The sequence below is a fragment of the Halegenticoccus soli genome (assembly GCF_002844195.1).
GTDB classification, from domain to species: domain Archaea; phylum Halobacteriota; class Halobacteria; order Halobacteriales; family Haloferacaceae; genus Halegenticoccus; species Halegenticoccus soli.
This window is the reverse complement of the sequence record NZ_PEND01000003.1, coordinates 300,728-324,519: the sequence shown is the minus strand read 5'-3', so window position 1 is coordinate 324,519 and position 23,792 is coordinate 300,728. Positions and strand designations below refer to the sequence as shown.

Annotated in this window: 32 protein-coding genes and 2 pseudogenes; 19 read left to right on the top strand and 15 right to left on the bottom strand. The window is 56.1% G+C overall.

The annotated features are described in order from the left end of the window. Window positions 1-4: 4 nt before the first annotated feature. The 4 genes from CNO20_RS10070 to CNO20_RS23770 form a co-directional block, all read right to left on the bottom strand. Entirely contained in the window at window positions 5-2,257 is a 2,253-nt protein-coding gene (locus CNO20_RS10070; RefSeq protein WP_101296005.1) for an NADP-dependent malic enzyme, read from the bottom strand. Further along, on the bottom strand, window positions 2,254-3,507 hold the full coding sequence (locus CNO20_RS10065) for an MFS transporter (RefSeq protein WP_101296004.1): 1,254 nt from the start codon (window positions 3,505-3,507) through the stop codon (window positions 2,254-2,256). Before CNO20_RS10065 ends, CNO20_RS10070 begins: the two co-directional genes overlap by 4 nt. 49 nt (window positions 3,508-3,556) lie before the next feature. Beyond that, window positions 3,557-5,143, bottom strand: a complete 1,587-nt coding sequence (locus CNO20_RS10060) for an SLC13 family permease (RefSeq protein WP_233204087.1) — start codon at window positions 5,141-5,143, stop codon at window positions 3,557-3,559. Between the two features lie 104 nt (window positions 5,144-5,247). Next, window positions 5,248-5,493: a hypothetical protein gene (locus CNO20_RS23770; RefSeq protein ID WP_101296002.1), complete on the bottom strand. Its 246-nt coding sequence runs from the start codon at window positions 5,491-5,493 to the stop codon at window positions 5,248-5,250. Between the two features lie 408 nt (window positions 5,494-5,901). Here CNO20_RS23770 and CNO20_RS24205 point away from each other — a divergent pair. From CNO20_RS24205 to CNO20_RS22965, 4 genes and pseudogenes are all read left to right on the top strand, one after another. Then, window positions 5,902-6,339, top strand: a pseudogene (locus tag CNO20_RS24205) (DUF5814 domain-containing protein). Window positions 6,340-6,823: 484 nt separating this feature from the next. Then, window positions 6,824-7,198 (top strand): tautomerase, encoded by a 375-nt coding sequence (locus tag CNO20_RS10045; RefSeq protein ID WP_101296001.1) that lies wholly within the window; start codon window positions 6,824-6,826, stop codon window positions 7,196-7,198. A 189-nt stretch (window positions 7,199-7,387) separates the two neighbouring features. Continuing rightward, window positions 7,388-7,549: pseudogene (locus CNO20_RS10040) on the top strand (MFS transporter); the annotation flags it as partial. 228 nt (window positions 7,550-7,777) lie between these two features. Next, complete coding sequence (locus CNO20_RS22965; protein ID WP_158237387.1) at window positions 7,778-7,936, top strand: hypothetical protein; 159 nt, start codon at window positions 7,778-7,780, stop codon at window positions 7,934-7,936. A 918-nt stretch (window positions 7,937-8,854) separates the two neighbouring features. Here the strand turns inward: CNO20_RS22965 and CNO20_RS22570 are convergent. Beyond that, the gene (locus tag CNO20_RS22570) at window positions 8,855-9,091 is read right to left on the bottom strand and encodes a hypothetical protein (RefSeq protein WP_143423181.1); all 237 of its coding nucleotides are present in this window, start codon (window positions 9,089-9,091) and stop codon (window positions 8,855-8,857) included. Between the two features lie 402 nt (window positions 9,092-9,493). Between CNO20_RS22570 and CNO20_RS10025 the strand changes: the two genes are divergently transcribed. The 6 genes from CNO20_RS10025 (at window position 9,494) to CNO20_RS10010 (ending at window position 12,998) form a co-directional block, all read left to right on the top strand. After that, window positions 9,494-9,865 (top strand): cupredoxin domain-containing protein, encoded by a 372-nt coding sequence (locus tag CNO20_RS10025; RefSeq protein WP_233204082.1) that lies wholly within the window; start codon window positions 9,494-9,496, stop codon window positions 9,863-9,865. After that, window positions 9,862-10,668 carry a hypothetical protein gene (locus CNO20_RS10020; RefSeq protein ID WP_143423180.1) on the top strand — a complete coding sequence of 269 codons (807 nt, stop codon included), beginning with the start codon at window positions 9,862-9,864 and terminating at the stop codon, window positions 10,666-10,668. The genes CNO20_RS10025 and CNO20_RS10020 overlap by 4 nt, the downstream gene beginning before the upstream one ends. Before the next feature lie 85 nt (window positions 10,669-10,753). Continuing rightward, window positions 10,754-11,389: a helix-turn-helix domain-containing protein gene (locus tag CNO20_RS10015; RefSeq protein WP_233204080.1), complete on the top strand. Its 636-nt coding sequence runs from the start codon at window positions 10,754-10,756 to the stop codon at window positions 11,387-11,389. Between the two features lie 155 nt (window positions 11,390-11,544). Beyond that, window positions 11,545-11,682, top strand: coding sequence for a hypothetical protein (locus CNO20_RS23315; protein WP_199174796.1), 138 nt, complete (start codon window positions 11,545-11,547; stop codon window positions 11,680-11,682). Beyond that, complete coding sequence (locus tag CNO20_RS23310; protein ID WP_199174795.1) at window positions 11,679-12,044, top strand: hypothetical protein; 366 nt, start codon at window positions 11,679-11,681, stop codon at window positions 12,042-12,044. The genes CNO20_RS23315 and CNO20_RS23310 overlap by 4 nt, the downstream gene beginning before the upstream one ends. 12 nt (window positions 12,045-12,056) lie before the next feature. Continuing rightward, on the top strand, window positions 12,057-12,998 hold the full coding sequence (locus CNO20_RS10010; RefSeq protein ID WP_199174794.1) for a zinc ribbon domain-containing protein: 942 nt from the start codon (window positions 12,057-12,059) through the stop codon (window positions 12,996-12,998). 165 nt (window positions 12,999-13,163) lie between these two features. Here the strand turns inward: CNO20_RS10010 and CNO20_RS10005 are convergent, their stop codons facing one another. The 4 genes from CNO20_RS10005 to CNO20_RS09990 all read right to left on the bottom strand — a co-directional run bounded on the left by CNO20_RS10005 (window position 13,164) and on the right by CNO20_RS09990 (window position 15,006). Next, entirely contained in the window at window positions 13,164-13,625 is a 462-nt protein-coding gene (locus CNO20_RS10005) for an ester cyclase (RefSeq protein ID WP_101295995.1), read from the bottom strand. Further along, window positions 13,606-13,950, bottom strand: coding sequence for a geranylgeranylglyceryl/heptaprenylglyceryl phosphate synthase (locus CNO20_RS10000; RefSeq protein WP_101295994.1), 345 nt, complete (start codon window positions 13,948-13,950; stop codon window positions 13,606-13,608). Before CNO20_RS10000 ends, CNO20_RS10005 begins: the two co-directional genes overlap by 20 nt. Before the next feature lie 245 nt (window positions 13,951-14,195). Continuing rightward, window positions 14,196-14,453 carry a DUF5789 family protein gene (locus tag CNO20_RS09995; RefSeq protein ID WP_101295993.1) on the bottom strand — a complete coding sequence of 86 codons (258 nt, stop codon included), beginning with the start codon at window positions 14,451-14,453 and terminating at the stop codon, window positions 14,196-14,198. A gap of 373 nt (window positions 14,454-14,826) precedes the next feature. Continuing rightward, complete coding sequence (locus CNO20_RS09990; RefSeq protein ID WP_101295992.1) at window positions 14,827-15,006, bottom strand: geranylgeranylglyceryl/heptaprenylglyceryl phosphate synthase; 180 nt, start codon at window positions 15,004-15,006, stop codon at window positions 14,827-14,829. 149 nt (window positions 15,007-15,155) lie between these two features. On the opposite strand from CNO20_RS09990, the gene CNO20_RS22565 reads away from it, so the two are divergent. Next, a complete protein-coding gene (locus tag CNO20_RS22565; RefSeq protein ID WP_143423179.1) occupies window positions 15,156-15,368 on the top strand; it encodes a hypothetical protein in 213 nt (70 codons plus the stop codon). 68 nt (window positions 15,369-15,436) lie between these two features. Here the strand turns inward: CNO20_RS22565 and CNO20_RS09985 are convergent, their stop codons facing one another. Further along, window positions 15,437-15,730 (bottom strand): PadR family transcriptional regulator, encoded by a 294-nt coding sequence (locus CNO20_RS09985; RefSeq protein ID WP_101295991.1) that lies wholly within the window; start codon window positions 15,728-15,730, stop codon window positions 15,437-15,439. Window positions 15,731-16,140: 410 nt separating this feature from the next. Then, the gene (locus CNO20_RS09980) at window positions 16,141-16,416 is read right to left on the bottom strand and encodes a hypothetical protein (protein ID WP_101295990.1); all 276 of its coding nucleotides are present in this window, start codon (window positions 16,414-16,416) and stop codon (window positions 16,141-16,143) included. A 319-nt stretch (window positions 16,417-16,735) separates the two neighbouring features. Between CNO20_RS09980 and CNO20_RS09975 the strand changes: the two genes are divergently transcribed. From CNO20_RS09975 to CNO20_RS09965, 3 genes are all read left to right on the top strand, one after another. Continuing rightward, a complete protein-coding gene (locus CNO20_RS09975) occupies window positions 16,736-16,918 on the top strand; it encodes a hypothetical protein (RefSeq protein WP_143423178.1) in 183 nt (60 codons plus the stop codon). A gap of 332 nt (window positions 16,919-17,250) precedes the next feature. Further along, window positions 17,251-17,787 (top strand): DUF7342 family protein, encoded by a 537-nt coding sequence (locus CNO20_RS09970; RefSeq protein WP_199174792.1) that lies wholly within the window; start codon window positions 17,251-17,253, stop codon window positions 17,785-17,787. A 15-nt stretch (window positions 17,788-17,802) separates the two neighbouring features. Beyond that, complete coding sequence (locus CNO20_RS09965) at window positions 17,803-18,240, top strand: hypothetical protein (RefSeq protein ID WP_101295987.1); 438 nt, start codon at window positions 17,803-17,805, stop codon at window positions 18,238-18,240. A 172-nt stretch (window positions 18,241-18,412) separates the two neighbouring features. Here CNO20_RS09965 and CNO20_RS23760 read toward each other — a convergent pair whose 3' ends face one another. Beyond that, complete coding sequence (locus tag CNO20_RS23760; protein WP_233204078.1) at window positions 18,413-18,787, bottom strand: hypothetical protein; 375 nt, start codon at window positions 18,785-18,787, stop codon at window positions 18,413-18,415. Here CNO20_RS23760 and CNO20_RS24295 point away from each other — a divergent pair. Beyond that, window positions 18,695-18,949, top strand: coding sequence for a Zn-binding domain-containing protein (locus CNO20_RS24295; RefSeq protein ID WP_394337257.1), 255 nt, complete (start codon window positions 18,695-18,697; stop codon window positions 18,947-18,949). The genes CNO20_RS23760 and CNO20_RS24295 overlap by 93 nt on opposite strands. 15 nt (window positions 18,950-18,964) lie before the next feature. Then, entirely contained in the window at window positions 18,965-19,228 is a 264-nt protein-coding gene (locus CNO20_RS23300; RefSeq protein ID WP_199174791.1) for a hypothetical protein, read from the top strand. 296 nt (window positions 19,229-19,524) lie between these two features. Here CNO20_RS23300 and CNO20_RS09955 read toward each other — a convergent pair whose 3' ends face one another. Together CNO20_RS09955 and CNO20_RS09950 are read right to left on the bottom strand one after the other, a co-directional pair. Further along, window positions 19,525-19,818, bottom strand: a complete 294-nt coding sequence (locus tag CNO20_RS09955) for a PadR family transcriptional regulator (RefSeq protein WP_394337252.1) — start codon at window positions 19,816-19,818, stop codon at window positions 19,525-19,527. Window positions 19,819-20,081: 263 nt separating this feature from the next. Further along, a complete protein-coding gene (locus tag CNO20_RS09950; RefSeq protein ID WP_101295986.1) occupies window positions 20,082-20,414 on the bottom strand; it encodes a hypothetical protein in 333 nt (110 codons plus the stop codon). A gap of 322 nt (window positions 20,415-20,736) precedes the next feature. Here CNO20_RS09950 and CNO20_RS09945 point away from each other — a divergent pair, with 322 nt between their 5' ends. Continuing rightward, window positions 20,737-21,168, top strand: a complete 432-nt coding sequence (locus CNO20_RS09945; RefSeq protein WP_101295985.1) for an Lrp/AsnC family transcriptional regulator — start codon at window positions 20,737-20,739, stop codon at window positions 21,166-21,168. 196 nt (window positions 21,169-21,364) lie between these two features. Further along, window positions 21,365-22,060, top strand: a complete 696-nt coding sequence (locus tag CNO20_RS09940; protein ID WP_101295984.1) for a helix-turn-helix domain-containing protein — start codon at window positions 21,365-21,367, stop codon at window positions 22,058-22,060. A gap of 339 nt (window positions 22,061-22,399) precedes the next feature. Here the strand turns inward: CNO20_RS09940 and CNO20_RS09935 are convergent, their stop codons facing one another. Continuing rightward, entirely contained in the window at window positions 22,400-23,044 is a 645-nt protein-coding gene (locus CNO20_RS09935; RefSeq protein WP_101295983.1) for a helix-turn-helix domain-containing protein, read from the bottom strand. 180 nt (window positions 23,045-23,224) lie between these two features. On the opposite strand from CNO20_RS09935, the gene CNO20_RS09930 reads away from it, so the two are divergent. Beyond that, the gene (locus CNO20_RS09930; protein WP_101295982.1) at window positions 23,225-23,791 is read left to right on the top strand and encodes an SRPBCC family protein; all 567 of its coding nucleotides are present in this window, start codon (window positions 23,225-23,227) and stop codon (window positions 23,789-23,791) included. The last annotated feature ends 1 nt before the right edge of the window (window position 23,792 follow it).

Below are 23,792 nucleotides of genomic sequence, written 5' to 3'. Positions count from 1 at the left end.
TTTGTTATTTTTGTGCGTCGACGACAGCGACGCTAGCTAGATTGACGATATCCTTGACTTCGTCACCGCGCTGGAGGACGTAGACGGGCTTGTCCATGCCGACGAGCATCGGCCCGATGGCCTCCGCGCCGCCGAGCCGCTGCAGGAGCTTGTAGCCGATGTTGCCCGCTTCGAGGTTCGGGAAGACGAGCACGTTCGCCGGGCCGTCGAGTTCGGAGAACTCGTAGGTCTCGGTCAGCATCTCCTCGACGAGAGCAGTGTCGGCTTGCATCTCCCCATCGACTGGGAAGTCGACTTCGGGGTCGTCGTGGAGGAGACTCACCGCATCTCGTGGCTTGCGGGTGCCCTCGTTCGTGACGCTGCCGAAGTCCGAGTATGACAGGAGCGCCGCACGCGGGTCGACGTTGAAGCTCCGGGCCAGTTCGGCGGTGTGCTTCGTCACTTCGGCGAGTACCTCCTCGTCGGGGTCGAGGTTGACTGTCGCGTCCGCACAGAAGATGACGCGGCTCCTGAACGTCAGCATGTAGACGCCGGCGGCGTAGTCTGCGTCCTCGGCCGTGCCGATGACTTGCAGGGGTGGACGGAGCGCCGACGGGTAGTGGTTCGTCAGCCCAGTGAGCATCGCGTCGGCGTCGTCCATCTCCACCATCACGCTGGCGAAGTAATTCGAGTCCTGCCAAATGAGTTCACTGACTTCCGTCCGTGTGAGTCCTTTGCGTTGCCGGCGCTCGTACAGGTAATCGACGTAGTGGGTCCACTCTCCCTCGCGCGGGTTCACGATAATCGGGTCGAAGTCCAGCCCCAGCTCTTCGGCTTTCTGTAGTATGCGGTCAGTCCGACCAATGAGAACGGGTTCAGCGATATCGTCTTCGACGAGTTGGTTCGCTGCGCGTATCATCTTCTCGTCTTCCCCCTCGGCGAGCGCAACGCGCTTCGGGTTCGATTTCGCCTTGTTCATGACGACGCGCATCATCTCGCGAGACTTCCCAAGCCGCGCTTCGAGTTCTTCGCGGTACTCGTCGAGGTCGAGCTTCTTTCTGGCTGCGCCGCTCTCAATTGCTGCCCGCGCGACGGCGGGCGCCACCTCGTAGAGGACGCGTTGGTCGAGCGGTTTTGGGATGAGATAGTCGGGACCGAACTGGAGCGGTTCGTCGTCATAGGCCTTGACGACGGCGTCGGGAACGTCCTCGCGGGCGAGGTCGGCAAGCGCGTCGGCGGCGGCAAGTTTCATCCCTTCGTTGATTTCGGTCGCCCGCACGTCGAGTGCCCCGCGGAAGATGAACGGGAATCCGAGGACGTTGTTCACCTGGTTGGGGTAGTCCGACCGGCCCGTCGCCATGATGACCGTATCGTCGCGGGCCTCCTTCGCGTCCTCGTAGGTGACCTCGGGGTCGGGGTTCGCCATCGCGAAGATGATTGGATCTGCGGCCATCGACCGAACCATCTGTTGGCTGACAATATCGCCGACAGAGAGGCCGACGAACACGTCTGCGTCTTCCATCGCGTCTTCGAGTTCGCCATCGTCCTTCCCACGGGCGAACGGTTCGGTGAACTCGTTGAGGTCACCGGCCTCAGCACGAGCCTCCGAGAGGATACCGTCGATATCGCACATCGTGATGTTCTCCCGAGGAATACCGAGCGAGACGTAGAATCGGGCGGTCGCCGTCGCCGCCGCGCCCGCACCCGCGAAGGTGACTTGGATGTCTGAGAGTTCTTTCCCGACGATGTCGACGGCGTTGACGAGTGCGGCACCGGAGATGATGGCCGTCCCGTGCTGGTCGTCGTGGAACACGGGGATGTCCATCTGCTCCGAGAGATCCGACTCGATCGCGAAACATTCGGGTGATTTGATGTCTTCGAGGTTGATGCCACCGAACGTTGGTTCCATCGCCGCGACGGCCTGCGTGAACGCGGCGGGGTCGTCGAGGTCGAGTTCGACGTCGAACACGTCGATGTCCGCGAAGCGCTTGAACAGAACGCCTTTTCCCTCCATCACCGGCTTCGAGGCTTGTGCGCCGATGTCACCGAGGCCCAGAACGGCCGACCCGTTCGAGACGACGCCGACGAGGTTCCCCTTCACGGTGTAGTCGTACGCCTGTTCGGAGTCCTCGGCGATGTCGCGACACGGTACTGCGACCCCCGGTGAGTACGCCAGCGAGAGGTCACGCTGGGTGTTCGTCGACTTCGTCGTCGATATCTCTACCTTGCCCGACGGAGAACGCCGGTGATACTCTCGTGCGTCGTCTTCAAGTGTCATTGATTATCACTTCGTTGTTGCGATTGGCAGCCTCTTCGTTTGTCAGCGAGGCCAGCACTAGCTGTCTCGCTCCGTTGATTCGCTTCCGGTGCTGGCGTCGTAATCACGCGGATAATGAATCCCACCGAGAGAAGCGTTAGTCCTGCGAGTAGCAGCCAACTTTCTCGGTATCCGACAGTCTCGGCGAGAAATCCGAAGGTCGGTGGTGCGAGCAGTGCCCCCGACGTGAGTGCCAACTGTCCACCGGCGGTCGCACCACCCATCTCGTCGTTCGATACGAGCGTCGCGAGACATGAATAGTATACCCCGGTGAAACCGAGAACGAAGAACCCCAGTGTGATGAAAGCCACTGTCGCTGCCACCGTACCGTCGACGAACGCGACGACGATGAACAGACCTGCGCTCGCGAGGGCCTGACTGACGAGAATCAATCCGATGCGCCGACGTGGCTCACCCGGGAGCGTATCACTCAACCACCCTGAGAGTATCCGACCGGCACTTCCAGAGACCTGAAGACCGGCAAGAACGAGTCCGCTGACCGCAACCGATATGCCGACGGCCTCGTCCAGGTAGATTATCGTGTATCCAACAGTGGTAAAGAGGGCAGCACCTAGGAACCACCCTGCGATACAGAGTGACCGATACGGTCGGTTCCGAAGAAGAACTCGGAAGTTTGGAAACTCTGCGTGACCCTCGCTCTCCGTGGGATTGTAGGTGACGGCAAAGACGAGGGCGATAGCGATTCCGAGTACTGAGGCGACGTAGAACCCAACTTCCCATGAGACGAGATCAGCGACCTTCGTCACGAGAACAGCGCTGACTCCGCTCCCAGCAGTGACGCCGACTTGTTTGATACCTGTAGCGAGGTTTTGACGGCTGGTCGAAACGTTCCCAAAAATTGCCTTGTTCGTGCCCGGCATCGCCGTTCCGTACAGCGCACCAAGGACGAAAACAGCGCCGAGCAGTGCCGAGAACGACCCAGCATGCGGCACGATGAACGACCCGAAGGCGAGTCCGACGAGACCGACGGTGAGCATACGGTGTTCGCCGTAGCGGTCGGTGAGTGCTCCAAGCGGGAGTAAAAACGCTGCATAGCCCAGCGTGAGCGACGTCACCACGAACCCAACCGCCGTTCCGGTGAGCCCGAACTCGTCGCGGAGAAACGGCGTCGCGGCGAACACGGCGTAGTAGCAGATGCTCGCAGCGAGTTGCCAGAAGAAAACTAACGAAAGAATTCGAGTGTGCTTCATGAGGGGGAATGGATGAATAAACCGTTTATCTGGCCACAGTACCACTGTACTACCAGAGGAGGTGTGGCCAGACGAAATTGAATAGTCCCCAAATCAGACCTGTGAGTACTGCCGTCATGATGACGTTGAGGATTACCCCGGTTCGCAGCATGTGGCTCTGTTTGATGTAGCCACTCCCGAATACGATCGCGTTCGGTGGTGTCGCAACCGGGAGCGCGAACGCGAAACTGGCGGCAATCGTCCCGGAGACAGCGAGGAAGATAGCCGTTTTGAAGTCCGTGAGACCGAGCGTGGCTGCGAAGACACTTCCCAGGCCGATGAGGATCGGGACGATGATGCTTGTCGTTGCCGTGTTCGAGGTCATCTCTGTCAAGAAGACGACGAGCAACACGACGGCTGCGATGATGAGTATCACGGGGGTTCCGGTAAGTCCGCCGAACACCGTCTTCGCGATCCACTCTGTGGTTCCCGTGTCCGCGAGTGCTTTCGCGAGCGCGATGCCCCCACCGAACAGGAGGAGCGTCCCCCAGTCGATATCGACGAGTTCGTCCCAGTCCATGGTATCTGCCAGGACGAGCGCAGGGATCGCCATGACACCAACCATTACGTAGTAGAGAAGCCCCTGATGCCCTTCGAGGCCGAAGATGGTCATCCCATCGCCGCCGAAGAGCGTGTTCATCCACACGTCTGGCAGATACGGAGTCAAGAAACTCCCGAGTCCACCCAGTACCCAGAGTCCGGCAGTGGCTCCGAAGATCACTGCGACTCGCTTCCCCCGCGAGTCGAGTTCGTCCTCCTCTTCGAGGTACTCCCGCGCCTGTTCTTGTGCATCGTCGACGTTCGATATCTGTGGGGGATAGAGGACGTAGGTAAGGAGATACCAAACGAGCGGAAGCGTAATGAAGACGACTGGTAGACCGATCAACAGCCAATCGACAAATCCAATCTCGTAGCCCAGGGTAGCGTTGAGTTGGCCGACAAGAACGGCGTTCGGAGGCGTGCCGATTATGGTCCCGACACCGCCGATGCTCGCAGCGTATGCTGTTCCGAGCAGCATCGCGATCTGCATGTTGGTGAAGTCGTCTGTAGTGCCTATACCACCATCTGCGACCGTACCTGAGCCAGTACTCTCGGGCGTTGATTCCCCAACCGATTGTACCTCTTCACGGCTGAGAACCTGCGAAAGGACACCAACAGCGATCGGCGTCATCATCGCGGTCGTCGCCGTGTTCGAAACCCACATCGATAACCCTGCGGTAGAGATCATGATTGCCGCGATGAGACGACGTGGTGAACTTCCCATTTTTGCCATCGTATACAATGCGATACGACGGTCGATATCGTACTTCTGAACGGCATTTGCGAGCATGAATCCTGCCATGAAGAGAAAGATGAGGTGATCGGCGAACCCAACGAGTGCGGTATCCATGTCGTCATAGACACCCGTTCCAGTGAGGAGAACCGGAATCGTAAGCGCAGTAACAGCAAGTGGAAGCGTCCCCGTCACCCAAAGCAATCCGGCGAAGAACATCGTTGCAAGCGTATACTGCCCAGCTAGTGAGAGTCCTTCTGGAGTCGGCGCAAACGCGATAAGCACTGCTCCGAGAGCTGCAATGCAAAATTCACCGAGTTGCATCTGGACTGCGGTCAAACGGTGCTGTATCATTGATACACCCGTATTTCTGTACCACCGTTATTAGATCTTGGTATAGTGCCACATATTGATTTACTATTATCAAACTAAAAATTCAGAACAATAGCTTGGACCTGTTCTTCGGTGAGTTCTGCGGTATAGAGCTCGAATAGCAGTCGTCGTCGGGATTCCGAGAGAGCGCGGTTTCCATTTTCTAACATCGAGATGTGCGCTTGCATGAGGTCATTGATCTCCCGCTCGACCCTTCGTTGCTCGTATCCTGCGGCGACCCGAAGAAGTCGCCAAGCCATCGGTGAAATTTCGTCCGGAGAGACTGATTCCACACGACTCATTGGTTTTCGGGGACAGGATTTCCGTGCTGGGCTTCATGAACTGGATTTAACGACGTGCTGGACTGTGAGATAAACAAGATTCAACTACCTCTTAGACGAACAGCAGAAGGCAACGTACCGATCTGTGAATGCATTTTGCTTGTTATCTAGAGCAGAGTGGAGAGCATCATAAATCGTTTGTTCTGTGGCTTAGAGGCCACTTTTGCCGAGTGAACGGAGACAGTGAATTGATGTACATATCTATTCAGCTTGGTGCTTTTCGGGCTTTCCAGAGGGAGATATGACGGGTATCTGTACGTGTCGGTGTCCGTCGGGTGCAGGCCACCGTATTGGCGTCCTGGAGGGAGAACGGGACCCCTTTGCCCGTGTAGTTGAAGACGAAATCCGCGGCCATCACCGACAGGCTCCCTGAAGAATCGTAGGCGAATCGTCTCGCAGCCCGCCACCTCCATCCCAAAGGGGGTGCTCAAGGGCGCAACCATCGAGTCGCTCTACTCCGACGAGGGTTTGTCGAAGGTCGACGGCACAACGGGCGACCGCTTCCCCGACTTCGCGGCAAACATCCTTGACTGCGAGGATGAAGAGCAGCTTCCTACAGGCTACTCGGAGCGGCAACTCGTCCGCTACCTAGTCGAACTCCGCACCGAGGGACTGGACCCCGACGACATCGTCGAGGTGCTGGGCGACGAATACATGCTCTACGTGTGTCCGGATGACGTGCTCTCTTTCTTGGACTAGGCGGTCCGAACACTCAAGGCCGTCGATGCGCTTGCTGACGTCGACAGCGACCCGGAGACGGCTCGGGAGGCAGTGGAGGCCAAGCGATCGCTTTCCGGCAGCCGCTGATACTGTCGGGTGTAGCTTCAGGACCGTTGGCATTCCGAGGTACCGACCACAGTCGTCGACGTACAGCCGACAGTAGGAGGCCACCGCATGGAGAGCCGAACCGACCGTCTCGATTTGAGGTTCGCCAACCCGCGAGCACCGCCGGACGCACTCGACACCACCGATGAGTGAGCGGTGGCTTCGACCAGTTTGGCTCGGGACGCACTTTTTTTTCTCTCGAGTTACATTTGCCGAGTATGTCAAGAAAGGACCGATCCCATGGCGATCGAGTGTCCCGTGTGTGGCGAGACGTTCGATAGCGAAGAGGAACGGGACGAACACCTCGTACAGAGGCATCCTGACTGACCGATCCCACCGCCGGCAGCAGGATCGAGGGCTCCGTCGCCGTCGATGGGATGAGCGTTCGCCCGCGGTCAACCGTCTCGACGAGCCAGCACGAGCAGCGCGGCGGAACGAATAAGACCGACACGAGGCGAGTCGTAGCATGCCGCTACTGCAGTTCGACACCACGGTATCGTTGTCGGCCGAAGAGAAGGCATCGTTCGCGGAGACGGTGACAGAACTGTACACGACGGAGATGGCGACGACCGCGGGCCACGTCGCCGTGACGATACGCGACCGGGCCTCCGCGGATCTCTACCTCGGTCGCGCCGTCGAGGGGCCACTGCTGTTCCTGGACGCCGAGATCCGTCGAGGCCGGCCGTTCGAGCGCAAGCGTGCGTTCGCGCTGGCGGTCATGGAACACGTCGCGGCCACATTCGACGTCCCCGACGAGAACATGAAGGTCGTGTTCACCGAACACCCGGGGGAAGCGATGATGGGGGTCGACCGCGTCGGCGGCGAGTGGGACGGCGAGTGAGACGGGTGGACGTGACGGCCTGTGCGGCCATCTCGCCGACACTCGCACTCCTCGTCGGTGTAGATGGACGTCGCGCGTGCTTGACCACTGGCGCTGACCTGCGTTCGTTCCCACGTTTGCCGGCTCCGGCACGGTGAGAGGTTTCCGTCGAAAACGCGACGTCCGATGGACCGATCGTACTAGCGGACGGTGTCGCACGTCACGCTGTGGCAGGTATCCGCCAGCGCCTGTTACTACGCGGTTTTCGCCGCGACACAGTTCTTCCGGGACGTGCTCGGCCTCAGCCGGTTCGCGGTTGGGCTCGTCGTCACGGCATTCACGCTCGGTTACGCCGTCTTTCTCCTCCCGATTGACATGCTTTAACCGCTGATCGACGCCCGCGACGCGTTCAAGCGAGAGATCCGCGGGACAGACGAGCCAGAGTGGGCCACGACACAGCAAGCCCGGTCAGATGCAATCAAGTGGATTCTGGTCAGTTGCTTCGGCTATCAAGGATTCTCGAACGCAAAATTTGGACGGATCGAGTGCCACGAAGCGATCAACGCCTACGCACGGGATATCCTACTCGACGCAGAGGCAGTGTTCGAAGCGAACGGGTGGTGCTTGGTTCACGGCATTGTCGATAGTTTGTGGGTGACCGCAATTGACGATGAAGAACAAACGCCACTGGAGGAGCTTGCAGCGGCGATTACTGACCGTGTGGGCATCCAGCTTGAGTACGGGGCGGCATTCGAGTAGGTGGCGTTCGTCCCGCTGCGCGATAGCGAGCGAGGTGCGCTCACTAAGTACTTCGGGACGGTCGCAGGGACAGGCAGCGAAGATGCGGAGTACAAGTCCCGAGGGATCGAGTGTCGGCAACGCTCGACGCTAGCATGGATTGCAGATGTCCAGCAGGAGTTGATCGAGACGGTGGATCACTATCGGTCACCGGAAGCGGTGTATGATTGACTGGGCCGACGACTAGCGGAGCTTCGTGGTGGTGAGGTCGATCCCCAGAGGCTCACGATCAACAATCGTGCGTCGAACCACGTGGAGGAGTATCAGCAGTACACGCGGACGGTTGCCGCGCTTGAACGGGCCGACGATGTGGGATTAAATCCGCAGCCAGGCCAGAATGTGTCCTACGTGGTCGTCAACGATTCGAAGCGCTCTTGCGATCGCATTGCGCTTGCGTATGAAGCGTCAAAGCGGTACGATACAGCGTTTTACGCGGATCAATTGCTTCGGACGACAGAATGCGTGTTGGCATCGCTCGGGTGGCGTCGCGCTGAGGTTGCAGGGTACTTGGTGGAGCAGACAACGCCGACGCTATCGGCGTTTGACTCCCGGTGAGTCTCTACACTTAGTGGTTGAGGAGAAATTTCACCACAAAACATATACCGACAACCACACATCCCGCAAGTGGTCCGTGCCGAAGGGGTCCCAGACTAATCAGCCCTCCACGGACACACGCCAATTAGCTCATCTCCCGGAGTCACGCTCATGAGAACCCACTGCACCAATGGAATACTACTCAGAGGGATTAGCAGCAGTTCCCATACATTCGACTGATGTACTTCCCTGTGACTGGTAGGTAGATCGTGCTGAATCGAGGGCGCGTATCTTGCACGGCTGATGTTAGTGAACTGGGAGATGAAGAGCTACTGATTGGAGAATTCAGGTGGGGGTGAATCGTGACCCACTGGACCGTGCAGAGTCAAAGATCAATGCACGAAAGAAGTCGAGGAGGAGGACGAGTCCGAAGCCGACTCCGATCGCCATTCCCGTAGGCATCCCGAGGAACCATATGAACGAGGTGAGGAGGGCTCCAACGGCCAGCACCCCTTCAACTCGGGTCCATGGAACGTCGAATAGTACCTGTCCGGGAGCATTCTTCCTGGTCGTCTCAGTCATGGATTCATCGGTCAGGGGTTGCAGATTGGACGTTGTCGCCAATTCCAATAGCAATTCTCGGAAACATGTTGCCCTCTGCTGCATTGTCTCCTTGCCGTCGAAAATCCATCTGCAGCCGACAGAGTAGCGCCGTCACAAGGAGGGAAACATGTTTGCGCCAATATCCACGAAGATTCGGTCCCTTCCCTCTGCCATGGCGCGAATCACGCGACCAACCGAATGTGAAGAAAGCCAACCTGCCCAGGCCCTTGTCGAGGGACACCTTCGCTCAACAGACCTGAGGAGTAGCTAATGTATCGGCGTGAAATCCTCCAAGACATTTGTGTCGGTGGTGGGGTTGCCATCGGCCTTTCAAGCGCAGGATGTCTCGGCATAGGGTCCTCTGGTGCTGCATCCCCGGACGTGGACGGAACACTCATCGAGATGACTGACGATAACCGATTCGAACCTGACAGGGCCACGATTCCTGCTAGAGAGACGGTCGTCTGGCGGACCGTGGGGTACGCTCCGCACACGGTAACCGCCTATGAGGAGGAGCTCCCACGAGAAGCGGAGTACTTCGCCAGTGGTAACTTCATGACCGAGGCGGCCGCCCGAAGGGGAGCATCCGAGGGTGCTGGTGTCCTCTACCAGGGCGAGGAATACAGCCACACGTTCGAAGTGCCTGGCGAGTACGACTACTTCTGCATCCCCCACGAGCAGGCCGGGATGACCGGCACCATCATCATCGAACCATCAGCAGAATCTGGGCACGGAAGCGCACAGGGCCAATGACCGCTGACACAACTCAGAAGCGATCAATGGAGCTACTTCGAGAAGCTGGGGGCCTCCGTCGCGTCGCGTTCTACGTGACGATTGTGACGATCCTCGCACTCATGACGGCCTTCCTTGGTGACACGCTCGCGTTCATCTTCACAGCCTGGACTGTTAGTGAGCCAGGGGTTCACCACCTCCACGACCTCGCGCTCGTCACGATACTCTGGACGGTCGTCTTCGGACTCCTCGTCCAACTCTATGAACCCGAGAGACGGGTCGCGGGGATCCAGCAAGCCGTGCTCGTCAACATTGTCATCACCGGATCGAACTTCCTAACGGGGTTCATCTTCCCGTCCGCGTTGATCCTAGGCGGCTTGTTGTTGGTAGACTTTGCACTGCACCCCGCTGGCTGGGATGTCCTCCGGGTTCGGACAGCGGGCTCGGTCAGTCCCGTTCTGGTCGGGTTAGTCGTCCTCGCGGGGATTCCATTCACCATCTACGCAGCAGATCAGTATGCTCTCCAGGCGTCAGGGGACGTCCACGCTCAGCTTGACCACTACGCGGACATGGTTACGTATTCCCTGCTCGTCCTGCTGTTGGGGCTGCTGGCCAGTGTGAAACCCGTCGGCTGGCGGATCCCGCTCTGGAGTGCCGCAGGATTCGTAGGTGTACTTGGGGTCACCTCCATACTACATCCTGCGCTCGCGTCAAGTGCCGGGCCAATATGGGGTGGACTCGCCATCATCTGGGCTGCGGGGCTCATCGTAGCTGGAGAGGTGAGCCACCGGAGGAGTGGGGACACCCTGACCGAATTGAGTTGAACTTCAAGCATTCGACGAACGCGAACATGTTTGCGTTATCGCTGAATAGGTGGCTGACCTCTGAAACAGTATGCCGAAAGTCCGAATGAAGGTTGAAGCATCTGGGAGTCTCGCCGAGCTGTCGAAAGCATACCCGGATGCCACGTTCCGTATCCTGACGTCCATCTCGACAGATACAGGACACATGACCCTTGTTGAAATCGAATCGCTTGAACCGGGGACAGTGACCGACATTCTCGAGAATGATTCGGAGGTACTCACATACGAGGTACTTCACATTGACGACCACAAAGCAGTTATCCAGTTTCTCCAAGACTCCGAGCCAGGCGCAGGAATAGCTGCAAGGGAATCTGGAAACCCACCTCCATTTCCGTTGGTGCTTCGTGATGGTTGGATCCACGCCGAGTCTACCACTACCCATGATCGGCTCTCGGCGTTCAAAGATCAACTCGATGCGGTGGGCGTGAAGTATGAACTTCTATCCGTAACTCAGTCGCACGACCCAACCGAGCTGCTCACCGAACGCCAGCGAGAATTCGTATCTAAAGCACTCGAACGTGGGTACTACGACTCACCACGCGGCAGTTCGCTCACCGACCTCGCAGATGCGCTCAATGTCAATAAGGCGACGGCGAGCGGCATTCTCCACCGGGCCGAAGGTGCAATAATAAAGGAGTTCATGGAGGAGGCTTCGATGGAGGAGGATTCAACATCGCGATAACCTCATCACCTCTATCTTTTAGCAGCGAAAGAATCCCGCCGTTCACGGCGGGTGTGAATCGCGTCACTCGACTACGCAAACCACGAACAACAGCCAATCGAATACCCCACCGTAACACGAACTTTTAAGGTACGAAGAAACGTACCGTAAAACGGATGCGTGTTGACATCGCCATCGAACGTGGAAGCCCGCTCCACGAGCGAGTAAAAGAATACTCCCGAGAGAACGGCCTGCGAATGGACTTCGCCTACGCCGAACTCGTGGAACAAGGACTCAACGCTACTGGCGAATGAGGGAGGAGTGCAAGACGCTCGAAACGTATCTTGCCCCACCCACTCAGCACAAGCAGTGCAAACTCCACGACGAACACGAACGATACGAATCGTTGCTTCGTCGCAGTTTCAATGACGAGTGCGACACGATGACTGCTGTGAACGAGGTCGTTAGCGGTGAAGACCTCAACTGGCACTCGAAAAACGCACTCAAAAAGTACGTTCCAAACCTCCTGGACGAGGACACGTATGATGCAAAGCAACTCGCAGACACTCATCCAATCCGCTACGCCAACAACGCAGCCGTCTTCGACCACGATGAAGATCGCCACCACGAAATCTGCTGGGAAGTCCCGCTTTCCGGTCATGGAACGAACTTCTGAATTCCACTCCAATTGAATCCCAAGCAAGAAGACTGGTGGCACGCACTCATCGACGACGAAGACGACAGCGTATGGGCTGGCGAACTCCGCCTGCAACGCGACGGAAATCAATGGGTGTTGCACGTCACGGCGAACTACGAAGTGGAAGCCGACCACTCGTTTTCGTGTGAAAGTGACGATGTGACTCCTGTCGGGTTCGACGTGGGCGAATCGAAACTCTTGGTGGGCTGTGCCCTCCGAGACGACACGCCCGTTGACCCGTTGTTCGTGGATGGTGGTCGCGTCCGACACCTCCGACAGAAACAAGTCTCTGCTGAAGACCGCTTGAAACCACGCGACGCGTCGAATCTCTTGGACGATCTCGTGTGGGGGCGGTGGCAAGACGCCATCGAAGACGAGATCGAGAAAGCCTCCACACGAGCCGTCGAATACACGTCACAGTTCGAGAACCCGATTATGGTCCTCGAATACCTCGATGGTATCACGGACGAGGGCATTGGGAAGTATTGGAATCGACGTCTCGGAAAGTGGCTGCTCTCTCGGTTGCAGTCACGCATCGAGGATAAGGCAGCGGAACGCGGAATTCCTGTGGAATACGTGCATCCGCATCACACGTCGAAAACATGTCACGCCTGTCAGCACATCGGGTATCGACCGCATCAGGGCACGTTCCGATGTACGAACGAGGCATGTTGGGTGTCGGAGTATCAAGCGGATTTGAACGCAGCAGCGAACATAGCTAATCGGCTGAATCCGTGGGGAGAAAGCCTGCCTTGGATATCGGCAGGCGATGACTCGCCTCGGAGTGGGGGCCAGTGGCAGGCCCACGAAGACACGTCACCGAGTGAGGGCTTCCCGTCCGAGAGGCGGGCTTCCGATGACAAGGTTTCGTCTAACTCACCAGCGGTGGGAGCGGGGACGGAGCCGGAGACCGGTGACGCGCATACGTCTTGAAACCTTAATCCAGCACGTTGCTGGTATTCCACCCGTGGTGGAAGCCCCGGCGTTCACGCCGGGCGAGGATGTCACTTAGCGCTCAACTGCATGCATCCTCTGCAGCTTGCACGACGATTTCGAGAGGTCGGCATTCTGCCACACCGAAGCGTACGAAGACTTCCGCTAATCTCTATCAGAAAGTGGATTGGCTCCGAGTTGCTGGAGGAGGCCGAACAGATCAAAGTTGGCCCACCGCTCAGCGATTTTCCCGTCTTCAACACGGACTACATTGATTCCCATGATATCAATGGTCTTGCCCGTCGGGTCGAGTCCCATGAACGATCCTTCGTGAGTACCCGTTGTCCGGCCCCAAAACGCGACAGAGTCGCCTTCGGCGATGTAACGATCTACCTTAAGGTGCAAATCTGGAAATGCCTGCCGATATCCCTGGATGAAGTCCTTGAATTCCAAAAGTGGTTCCTCGGCGTCGCCAGTTGGATCGTGGTAGAGTTGGTGCGCAGTCAGGATCCCGTCCAGCGCGTCGATGTCACCCCTGTTCCACACTACTTCGACGTACTGGCGCGCCACCTCTTTCGGATCCGCTTCGGTACTCGGCAGAGGATCGTCAACGCTCCACAGAAGCATGTACTTCTAACTTGAGGGAGACGATCTCTTGGCCGAGGACCTGCTCGGCGACCTGTGCGTAAGCGGCAACCTCTGCGGTGGTGAGATCGCACGTTGCTTGCGTCACGGTGGCGACGGTAGAGGCTAGGTTGAGCACGATGTACGCTTCGGTGTACGTGTGTTCCCAGTCGATAGAGTCTGTCGTTCGAACCCAGGTTGTGTGCGCGCCCGTGAGCCACGCCACATCGCCTGCGTTCAGCACGAGTGGGATTAGATAGCTCGTGAAGCGGTCGCCCGGGAATTCGGTAGGGCGATATGTGGGTTCGATATAGACGGGGATTTCCATGTCAGAGGCAGCTAGGGATTAGCACAAGGATTCAGATACTCATTCTCTCTACTCTTTGGACGTTGTTAGAAGCGGCGTGCTGAATATAGAGGATGGATTCAGCACAGTGGTCGTATGTACTTGACGCGTTGATTACCGCTGTCTGATGTGATATTTTTCTTGGACCGTCACGGTATGGATGCAAAATGGTCGTTAGTCGCTGACCTGGGCAAATCTGTCTTCCTATGGTCCCGGAATATGAGTCGTTACGCGTCTCCCTCAGATTGATATGGTTCCCCGACCGCCTCCCGTGGGAGTACGTTGTGGAGCTCGGACTCAATATCGGCAGCCGATTCGAACGACTCACGGGAGGTCTTGAAAACCAATTTACCTAGATTTGCCTCACCGTCGGCCAGTATCAACCTCACATCGGAGAGTTCTTCCGATGCTGTAGTCCGTCTGATGGGATAATCAATTTCATCAAGCAAGGTCGAAATGTCACTGTACTTGATTTTGCGGGCCATATTCCCAACTACGTCCGGGAAGGCAATAAGTGACGTAACCGGTGTGACGAACATTCTCCGATGATTGGGATTCCCGGCAGTGTTTTTGTCAGAGAAATTTACATTATCAACCGGTTCGATTGAGCTCCCGAGTATGTTCAAGAAAGAATATTGTTCCACGGAAATTCCGCAAGCGATCCACACGTGAAACTTGGGAGGCCGGCCACATGTATTTTCCCACAATCGGATGAGTAGGCTAGCAAGTAACTCGATCGTGAATAATCTCCAACCTGACATATGTACCTGCCGTACGAAACTTGCGCGCTGTATTCAGCACGCAGATTTCAGTAGGGAGGAAACATGTAATGTTGAAGAGTATAAAGACGTCCGCTAATCACTGAGAGAGGTCGTTGAGAAGCGACCGGACGTGGTGTTCAGTGACGGTTGTGGTGCCGCCGACGATGAGTGCGTCTGTGCCCGTGTCAGCGATCGCTGCGTAGGTGTTGCCGTCAGGGAGTGATTTGTCGGGGTCAACCTTTGTCACATGTGTCCAGTTCGTCCATGGGGCCGGCATACGCTCAGTAGTCGTCACGTAGGCAAACCGCTTTCTCTCGACGAGAATGGGATAGTCTTGCGGTCGACGCTTCTGGTCGCCTCAGAAACACGGTCTGAGAGCCACGTCTGACTGAGACTTTTTACCGTTCGTCCTGCAATTACCAATATATGAATCCTCGAACACCACTGCCGCCGCGGGCCAAAGAGGCGCTTGAAGTGCTTCGCTCGCTGGTCGAGAATGCGGGTGGTGAACTTCCTCGTAAGCAAGCTCTCTCAGTGGTGGCTTCGGAGTGTAACGAGGAGTCTGCAGAGACGCTATTGAATATCCTGCATAGCCGCGGCTACATTTACTATGTTGACGAACAGGTCCGGATTACGTAGGCTCTCGGTCTCGTGAGGCCCCAGTCTTCACTCTGACAGAGGGGGGTTCTCTGGTGTGACGCTTGAGGTTAGGCGAGTGGGGTCTCTCGAAGGGACTGCTCTTCCCACTCGTGGCGCTCTTGGAGGGCATCTCGGCCTTCGTCGGTGAGTTCGTAATAATTGGTCCGGCGGTCGACTTGGCCCTTCTCAACGTAGCCCTCGGTGACGAGGACGTCTAAGTTGGGGTACAACCGCCCGTGATTGATTTCTTCGTTGCGGGCGTCTTCGAGCTCGGTTTTGATCTGTTGGCCCGAGGGCTGGTCGTGGCCAGCGATGACGATCAAGAGGTCGCGCTGGAAGCCGCTGAGGTCGAAGAGGGTCATCACCTGGAAGGTGCACCAGCAACGGATATAATCATCAGCATTGTGTGGTGTGGGTGAGTGATCGATGGACAGAAGAGTTTTGAGTCTCTGTTGGTTGGCCGGGAAGTTGGGAAACTGTTGTCACACCGAGCGAGGAGATAACATGGAGGGTACTAACCCACATTGAGTTGAAGGGGTGGATGTGGGTTAGTCAAACAGTTGGGGACGCGTATTGGGCACGAACGCTTCGTAAAGCTGCAGTTCCTACTCTGTTCGTTTTCGGGTCGGATGAGACGGTCTTGATGAGAGCTTCTGACGGTCGTGCTGTTTAGAAGGTGCGTCTGAAACAAAGTTGGAGCGAAGAGGAACGGTGGAACCGGAGGGGTCCGGTACAGTTCACCGGTAAGGTGTCGGTAGAGTCAGTGAGCAGATCAGGGCCACACCCACGCCGTCTCCCCGGCTTGTTTGATGGGGACACCAACGTCAAGGTCCGCACCGATGAACCAAATAGGACTGTCCAGGTGAACCAGTGTCGTGTTGATAGCGACGTGTTCAACAGCGTGATCAGTACGGTCGCCGTCAGCGTGACTCACCATCACCTTGTGATGAAACGGCCCTTCAGGAATAATGACAATACGGACGTCCTCATACGTGACCGTCCCTTCATCGAGCGTGTCCGTTCGCGGGTCCAGGCTCATGTCTGACATGGGGTGTCGCCTCTCGACGGCCGTCGTACAGCAGCCGCGTGTTCCAGAGTAGACGTCGTCGTCTTTCCCTATCGTTATGAGCCTCCTGCGGTCCCATCAATGGATAGACCTCTCCCTTCTATTGACGGACTACAGGGCGACATTGGTACTACTCGAGGAACGACTCAATTCTGGTTCTCATCCTTGCCTGCTGAAGAGACCCTCTGTATACAGCAGCCCGGTCATATTACCTTATATATTTATATCTATCTGAATTTTCCAGGTGCTATAACTTGCTCGGAGCTCGAACGTGTTGGAACTAATCGGGCATCGCTTCCGAGTGAAGAGAGTCGACCTCGTGGTGACCGTCCCGGTGACGGCGAGCCTGGTGGTGGCGTCAGGTCCGCTGTCCTTCGTTGAGAACGCTGCACAGCCGGACGTGTTTTCGAGCGTTCCAGCGACGTTGTGGAGGGGGTATAATGAGGCCCACAACGATTGTCTCCTATTGGCGTTAAACGTGTAAAGGGACCATGTGGAGACCCCTGTCCACCGAGAGTGAAGCGGTTGTGAGCAGATGAGATGAGAGCGGTCGACGGTTTTCACGAGAGCGGGAATTAAACCAGGACAGGATCCGATGTTAGGAGCAGAGCTTCGGGTTTCGCGCTTCAGCTTGATTATCCCGCAGTTCACTGAGTGTTCGATGATCAAATTCCGGATGGCACCAGTAGTTGTATCCATTGAGCGCGTTACTTGGATCGCGATCCACAAGGGTGCGAAGGAGTCCCTTAGAAGTAAACGGTGTGAATTATTCCCCAGTCCGATGGATATATATTCCACTCGTCCGTAGAAGCGATCATGGCCGACGATTCCACTTCCGATACGAATCCCCCGGAGGCTTTCACACGCCCGTCACAGACGCGTGGTGAGCGCATCCGAGCAGCTGCACGAACTCTTCGAACGCCACGGACCGCATCATGGGTTGCCACCGAAACAGAGGCGTCTGTGAAAACCGCGCAGAAGTATCTTGACCAACTCGTCGAAGATAATGTCCTTCGAAAAATTGAGCAGGGCGACCAGACACTCTACTGTATCGATCAGTTGATGGCGACGTACCGAGAGATCGCGTCCCTCCAGCGGGAACACACGCGTGAAGAGCTCACGACAGCACTCACATCGATGCGTACCAAGATTACAGCTTGGCAAGAAACATACAACGTTGAGCGTCCCGGTGAGCTCCGCGCGAGTATTGCTGACCTCACTGACCAAGATGAGATAGAACGCCGTCAGGAGATTGCCAGCGAGTGGGAACACCTCGAAGCACGGCTTCCAGTCGTGCGAGCAGCACTCAACGAATACGATTGGGCGAGCGAGCGAGACGCCCTCTCTGCATAAAGGAGGGTGAATTCGATGGGGCTTCCGGGGGTCACAGACAGCAGCACCTATGAAGGATTGAAGGACGTGCTTCAACGCCAACCAGAAGTCACGTCTGTCAACTACGAACCGAATAGCATCAGCAAACGGTTTTTACGTGCGACGATTGATCCAAACCGTGTCTCTCCATCGACGGGGCCAGAACCACCAGCACTAGATGTCGAGTGGCGATACGCCGACGGAGACACCTATTATCGGATCCACTATTTTGACCCGAATACAGGGTTCAATTGTGGCTGGCACCGCGATGAGGACCACCCTGAACTCGGCCCGGTCCATTTCCAATCTGAACATCCCGAGATGGGTAAAAGCGACCACAAAAGCGCTCACTTTTCCAAGTCAGCCCCGACAGAGGTGCTCTGGGAAGCTGTTGAGCAGCTCTTCGAAGAGCTGCTTCCGACACTCAGTGGCTAGCGCCCTACATTCTGGCGCGTGTTGATACAAACGCCGGAATTCAGAGAAATATCTCAGATGGAAGAAGTACGAATTAGAAGGTGCTGAGCAGAAAGCTAGCGTCACCTACGAGCCGAATGCGCACATCGTTATCATCAACTCCGGACCCAGGGACTCGGACGACGACGACGGCTTAGAGGGCTTCGCACTCTGCATGGAGTGTAACCGGTGGCTCACCAGTGAGAACCAGATCGAACAACACGTCGGTGATGACGGGAAGTGCTACGCCAACGCCACAGCCGAGGCCATTCACCGTGGCATCGTCCTGTACACCGAGGGCGGGCATGACACAGTCACCCTGACGACTCCTGTCCCAGCCAGTCTCGACAGCGAGTAAATCGACCAGTTCTACACCACGCTCAAGGAAGCCATCTACCAAGGAGTTCTGGTCGCTTTCGACCTCGACGAAGAAGAACTGGAGACGTTCATCAAACCCGCTTCCGGTACTGGGGGGTTCGTGTCGATTGTCCTGTACGAGACGGGCGAAGGTGGTGCTGGTGCGCTCCATGCGCTTATGGAGGCCTCCAGGATGCGACAGGCTGTTCGAGAGGCTCTCGTTGTTCTGCACGGTAAACCGGACGATGACGGCTGCGAGCGTGCCTGTTATGAGTGTCTAATGTCCTTCTACAACCAGTCAGAGCACGAACTTTTGGACCGGAGCCTTGTCTAACCGTGGCTCGAAGCGATGGAAGAGGCGACGCTTTCGGAAGTCGAGGGAGAGACGTTTGACCAGGTGCATTATCTGGAACTTCGTGAAGCCATCGAATCGAGTTTTGAGGAGGCCGTGCTAAAGGCGATTCGGGATAATAGTTACCCACTACCCGATAAAGTTCAGCACATCATCTATGACGGTAATGAGCCAGTGGCTAAACCGGACTTCTTCTACAAGAGTAGAGGACCGCCAATCGCGGTGTTCGTCGATGGCCCGGATCACGAAAAAACTACGTGAGGGAGAATGACAAATGGAAACGAAATCGACTCCGACGGATGAATTACCGTGTTATTGAAGTCACCGATGTTGACCAAGTTCGAGATATTTGGAAGACAATACCCTTATGAGCGAGCTCGCTCAGTGGTGGCTTCGGAGTGTAGCGAGGAATCTGCGGAGGCGCTGTTGACTATTCTGCACAGCCGTGGCTACATCTACTATGTTGACGAGCAAGTCCGGATTACGTAGGCTCTCGGTCTCGTGAGCCCGCAATCATCACTCTGACAGAGGGGGGTTCTCTGGTGTGACGCTCCAGGTTAGGCGAGGGCGGTCTCTCGAAGGTACTGCTCTTCCCACTCGCGACGTTCTCGGAGGGCAGTGCGACCCTCGTCGGTGAGTTCGTAGTAATTTGTCCGGCGGTCGATCTGGCCCTTTTCGACGTAGTCGGTGTTGACGAGGACGTCGAGGTTGGGGTACAAGCGGCCGTGGTTGATTTCTTCGTCACGGGCGTCTTCGAGGTCTGCTTTGATCTGTTGGCCTGAGGGTTGGTCGTGGTCGGCGATGACGATGAGGAGGTCACGCTGGAAGCCGCTGAGGGCAAAGATGGTCATCATTGAGAAGGTGCAATAGCCACGGATATAATCGTCAGCATTGTGTGGTGTGCGTGAGTGATCGGCGGGAGGAAGAGTCTTGAGTCTCTGTTGGTTGGTTGGGAAGTCGGGGAGCTGTTGTCACGTTGAGTGAGGGGTGATGTGGGGTGGCTCTCTCCTAACCCACATTGAGTTGGAGGGGATGGGTGTGGGTTAGTCAAGCGATGAGGATGCGTATCGAGCACGATCGCTTCGTAAAGCTGCATCCCTTGCTCTGGTCGTTTTTAGTTGGATGAACCGCGCTCTCGATAAGATCTTCTGACGGTCGTACTGACTACAAGGCGTGCGATGTAGATTTGCGATCCATCGACGGTGTATCCGGGCAGGGAGTCGCTGGCCTGATCGTAGGTGATAATCTCGGTCGTGTTTCGAGACACCGCTTCGTCAAGGTAATCGCCAGTATTCCCGTTCCACCACGCTTCGGCACTGGTCTCCGAGTTCGTCGGGTGCTTTTCTGCGTATCCGCCGGTCATCTCCGCCGTCTGCGTGGCCGTTATCGACAATTCGGCCGAGCCAACCGCATCCGTGGCGATGTATCTCCCGGTTACCGCGTCCACCGAGTCAGGAATCGCCCCCTGCTTGTGCGGCCGTCACCCCGTGCGGGTTCGCTGTGTCGTCGACGTGGATATCCAGATCCGTTTGCGAAGCAGAGCCAGAGTGCGGTATTCGACGCTCCTTCATGGCCGTCGTTGGGTGCGCCTCCGCCGTCCTCGATCGCCTTCGGGAGCACGCTACTGCTGTGCTCGTCGACCGACAGGAGGCTAATCCATAAGCGTCAGAAGATTTTGCAATGAGGCTGCTAGTTGTTTTCACAGTTGGGGCTAAACAGAGGAGTATGCCACCTGTCGAATTAGATGAGGTCGATCGGGGATCCTTCACATGCTTCAACAAGATGCACGCCGGATCACCACCGAAGAAATCGGTGAGGAGGTTGATGTTTCGGCGAGCACCGTTCGTAATCGCATTGGCAACCTAGAACGATCAGACGTTATTCGTGGATACCACCCGGACATCAACTACGAACTGGCGGGTTACCAACTTCACATCCTTTTCATGTGCGCTGCTCCTGCTGCCGACAGGGAGAAACTCGCAAGAGAGGCGACTGATGTGAAGGGTGTCATCCGGATTGATGAAATCGTAGGGAGTGAGCAAAACATTCTCGTCGAAGCTATCGCGGCAGATACGGACCAGCTCGGTAAAACGCACAATGGTCTCGCCGAATTAGGGTTGACCATCGCCCACACAAATATATTTAGAAACGCATATTTACAACCATTCGACCACTTTGGGATCGAACGACCGACAGACTAAATGACATTTTGAAATCTAATTTTCGGACTTATTTTGCGATTTTCGCAACTCTGCCGCGGATTTTTGCCCCACTGTCCCCTAAAAAATTGCGAAAATAGCAATCTATTTCTCCCCATCCAGTCTCCTCCCCGTATGGATGTTCGGTACAAGATAGACGAGAGACATATGTTAGTGGTACCATTGGCTGAATGATAGAATGACAGTACATCAACGTAACTCAGAAAATTCGCTAATTAGCGCCAAATTTGTAGCTAAGCTACCCTTGCTTCAGCAGTCTCTCGCGTCGGTTCCAGATCTGGTACTAACCGTTGAGCCTGGACAGTATCCATTTGTTGGGGACAAATCTTCCAAACTCCTCATATGGGCGTCTGGCGATGATTTCGAGCGCTTTGAAACGTCTGTTCAGGAAGATCTTACGGTCATGGAAATTGAACCAGTCGCAAGCCTTGACAACGCTCGGCTTTATCGGATCGATTTTTTAAGCGAAGAACTCGAAGCACTCTTTGCGACGTTGTTCTATGACCATGACACATTTCTTGTTAAATGCAGGGTCACCCACCGAGGGTGGGAAATTTGGTTACACGCACTAAACAAGTCAGCTATCTCGCTGATATATGGTCGATTAGAAAGTCGAAATATTCCGGTTGACGTCCAGTCAATCTACTCTAATTCAGATTATAAGTCACCCATGAGAAACCTGTCCGAAGAACAGTATGAAGCACTCTCCGTCGCATACGACCGAGGCTATTTCAAAATTCCTCGCGAAATCACTTTAGAGGAACTCGCCGAAGAGATCCCCGTTTCGAGCCAAGCACTATCTGAGCGGCTTCGACGAGGAACAGCAGCCGTCCTCAAAGAAATCTTCGATGGATCAGATACTGTTGGAAATTAATCCTTGAGAGAAGCCCCCAATGTGATAGCCCTAATAGGCGCTGGTGACTGGTAAGTTCTTTCACTGCCTTCTTTGCAAGCGAAGACGGTTTTGACCGCTCCTAGCCATATAGAGTAGCACCTGAAAAGATAGACGCTAGGTTGATCCCCCACATTGAGCCAACCGTTTGAGAAGTTCTCCCTCGTCATTCCTTCGAAGTAGCGGTTGATCCGACAAAGCTTGATGAATACGTGCCTTATATCTCGCACAACATTTCCGACAACAGCCGGGGAGCACACCAATTGAATATATGGATTTTTTGCTCATCCCTATGAAAGGACTGCCTCCTCTAGATCGTCCTCAGCCGGTACCCAGTGCGTGCCGTAGCAGATTGCGCTCCGCCCGCTGCAGGTGTTCCGACACCGTCGATTGATCCACATCGAGTTCGGACGCGACATCCGCGGTCGAAACGCGCCGGGGAACCTCGTAATAACCCATTTCATAGGCGGTGCGAACGACCTCGCGCTGTCGCTGGGTTAAGGAGTCCAGCACGCCAGTGGGGCCGTGATAGTCGGTTATGGCTCGCAGGTCCATCGGGATACCCGCAGCAATGTACTCGCCCATCACATAGGAGAGTGTCTCTTGGTCGCCGACAAACGAGATGTCAAGCCCTTGGTCGTGGACGGCAATTTCCTCGTTCGACACATTGAGTTCGTGAAGTGGGGGTAGTTCATCCGTTAAGCCGGGGACATCCAGTTTGATGAGATAGCCGATGTCCGCCGTCGCTTGATTCGTTCGTTCCCACCACACGACAGACTCAAGGGCAGACAGCTGCGCTTCGTCGAACGGCCGCTCGACCTGTATCGCCACGATTCCACCGGGGCCAGTACAAACGGTTGGACGCCACTCTTTGACTCCTGCGTCACGGCACAGCGAGACGAATTCCTCAAGGCCAGGGTGTGCGTACTCCGCCGTTGGAATCCGGACGGCGGCTTCACGCTTCATAATCCTTGATTCGTTCGGGATGTGTAAAGTCGTTCCGTGATTGACGCTGCAAGCGCACTTCTCGAATACGCCATAAATACGGTTCCAGAATAAGGGGTACTGATGCCTTCCTCGCGGCTGTCATACCGACAGCCGAGATGACAGAACAGCTGACATCGACGAACGACATTGAGCGGCCAGATGACCGCCACAGTCACCTTTCAGATGGTCGTCGACGGCATCGAACTCGCCGTCCACCAAGCAAGATCACCGATGCGATCCCTGCCGCCGCCGAAGCCAATCCGACTGGCTCGCTCGAGAACCTCGCTGACATTGTGGGGGCCTGAAACGATGGTCGAAACCAGCGAAACGAGTCTGACCATCCGGCGAACGTTCGATTCGCCACGCGAACGCGTGTTTCGCGTCTTCGTCGACCTCGACGAGTTGGAGGCGTGGCAATCGATTGGGGATCTATCTATCGAGGCCCACACACTCGACGCCGAATCCGCGGGTTCGTTCCCAGTGAGTTATTTCTCTGGTAATGATCGCTTCGACTCCGAGGGCGAGTTCCTGGAGGTCGTAAAGGGCGAACGCCTCGCTTACACCCTCCGAGAAGTCGATGGACGGTATGATGTCGTGGAGAGCCAGATCACCGTCGAGTTCCGGGATGTCAGCGAGGGGACCGAAATCGTGGTCACCCAGGAGCAGGTCGATCCGGAGATGGGGAATGGCCTGAAAGGGTGTGGCACCGACAGGACGAGGACATAAC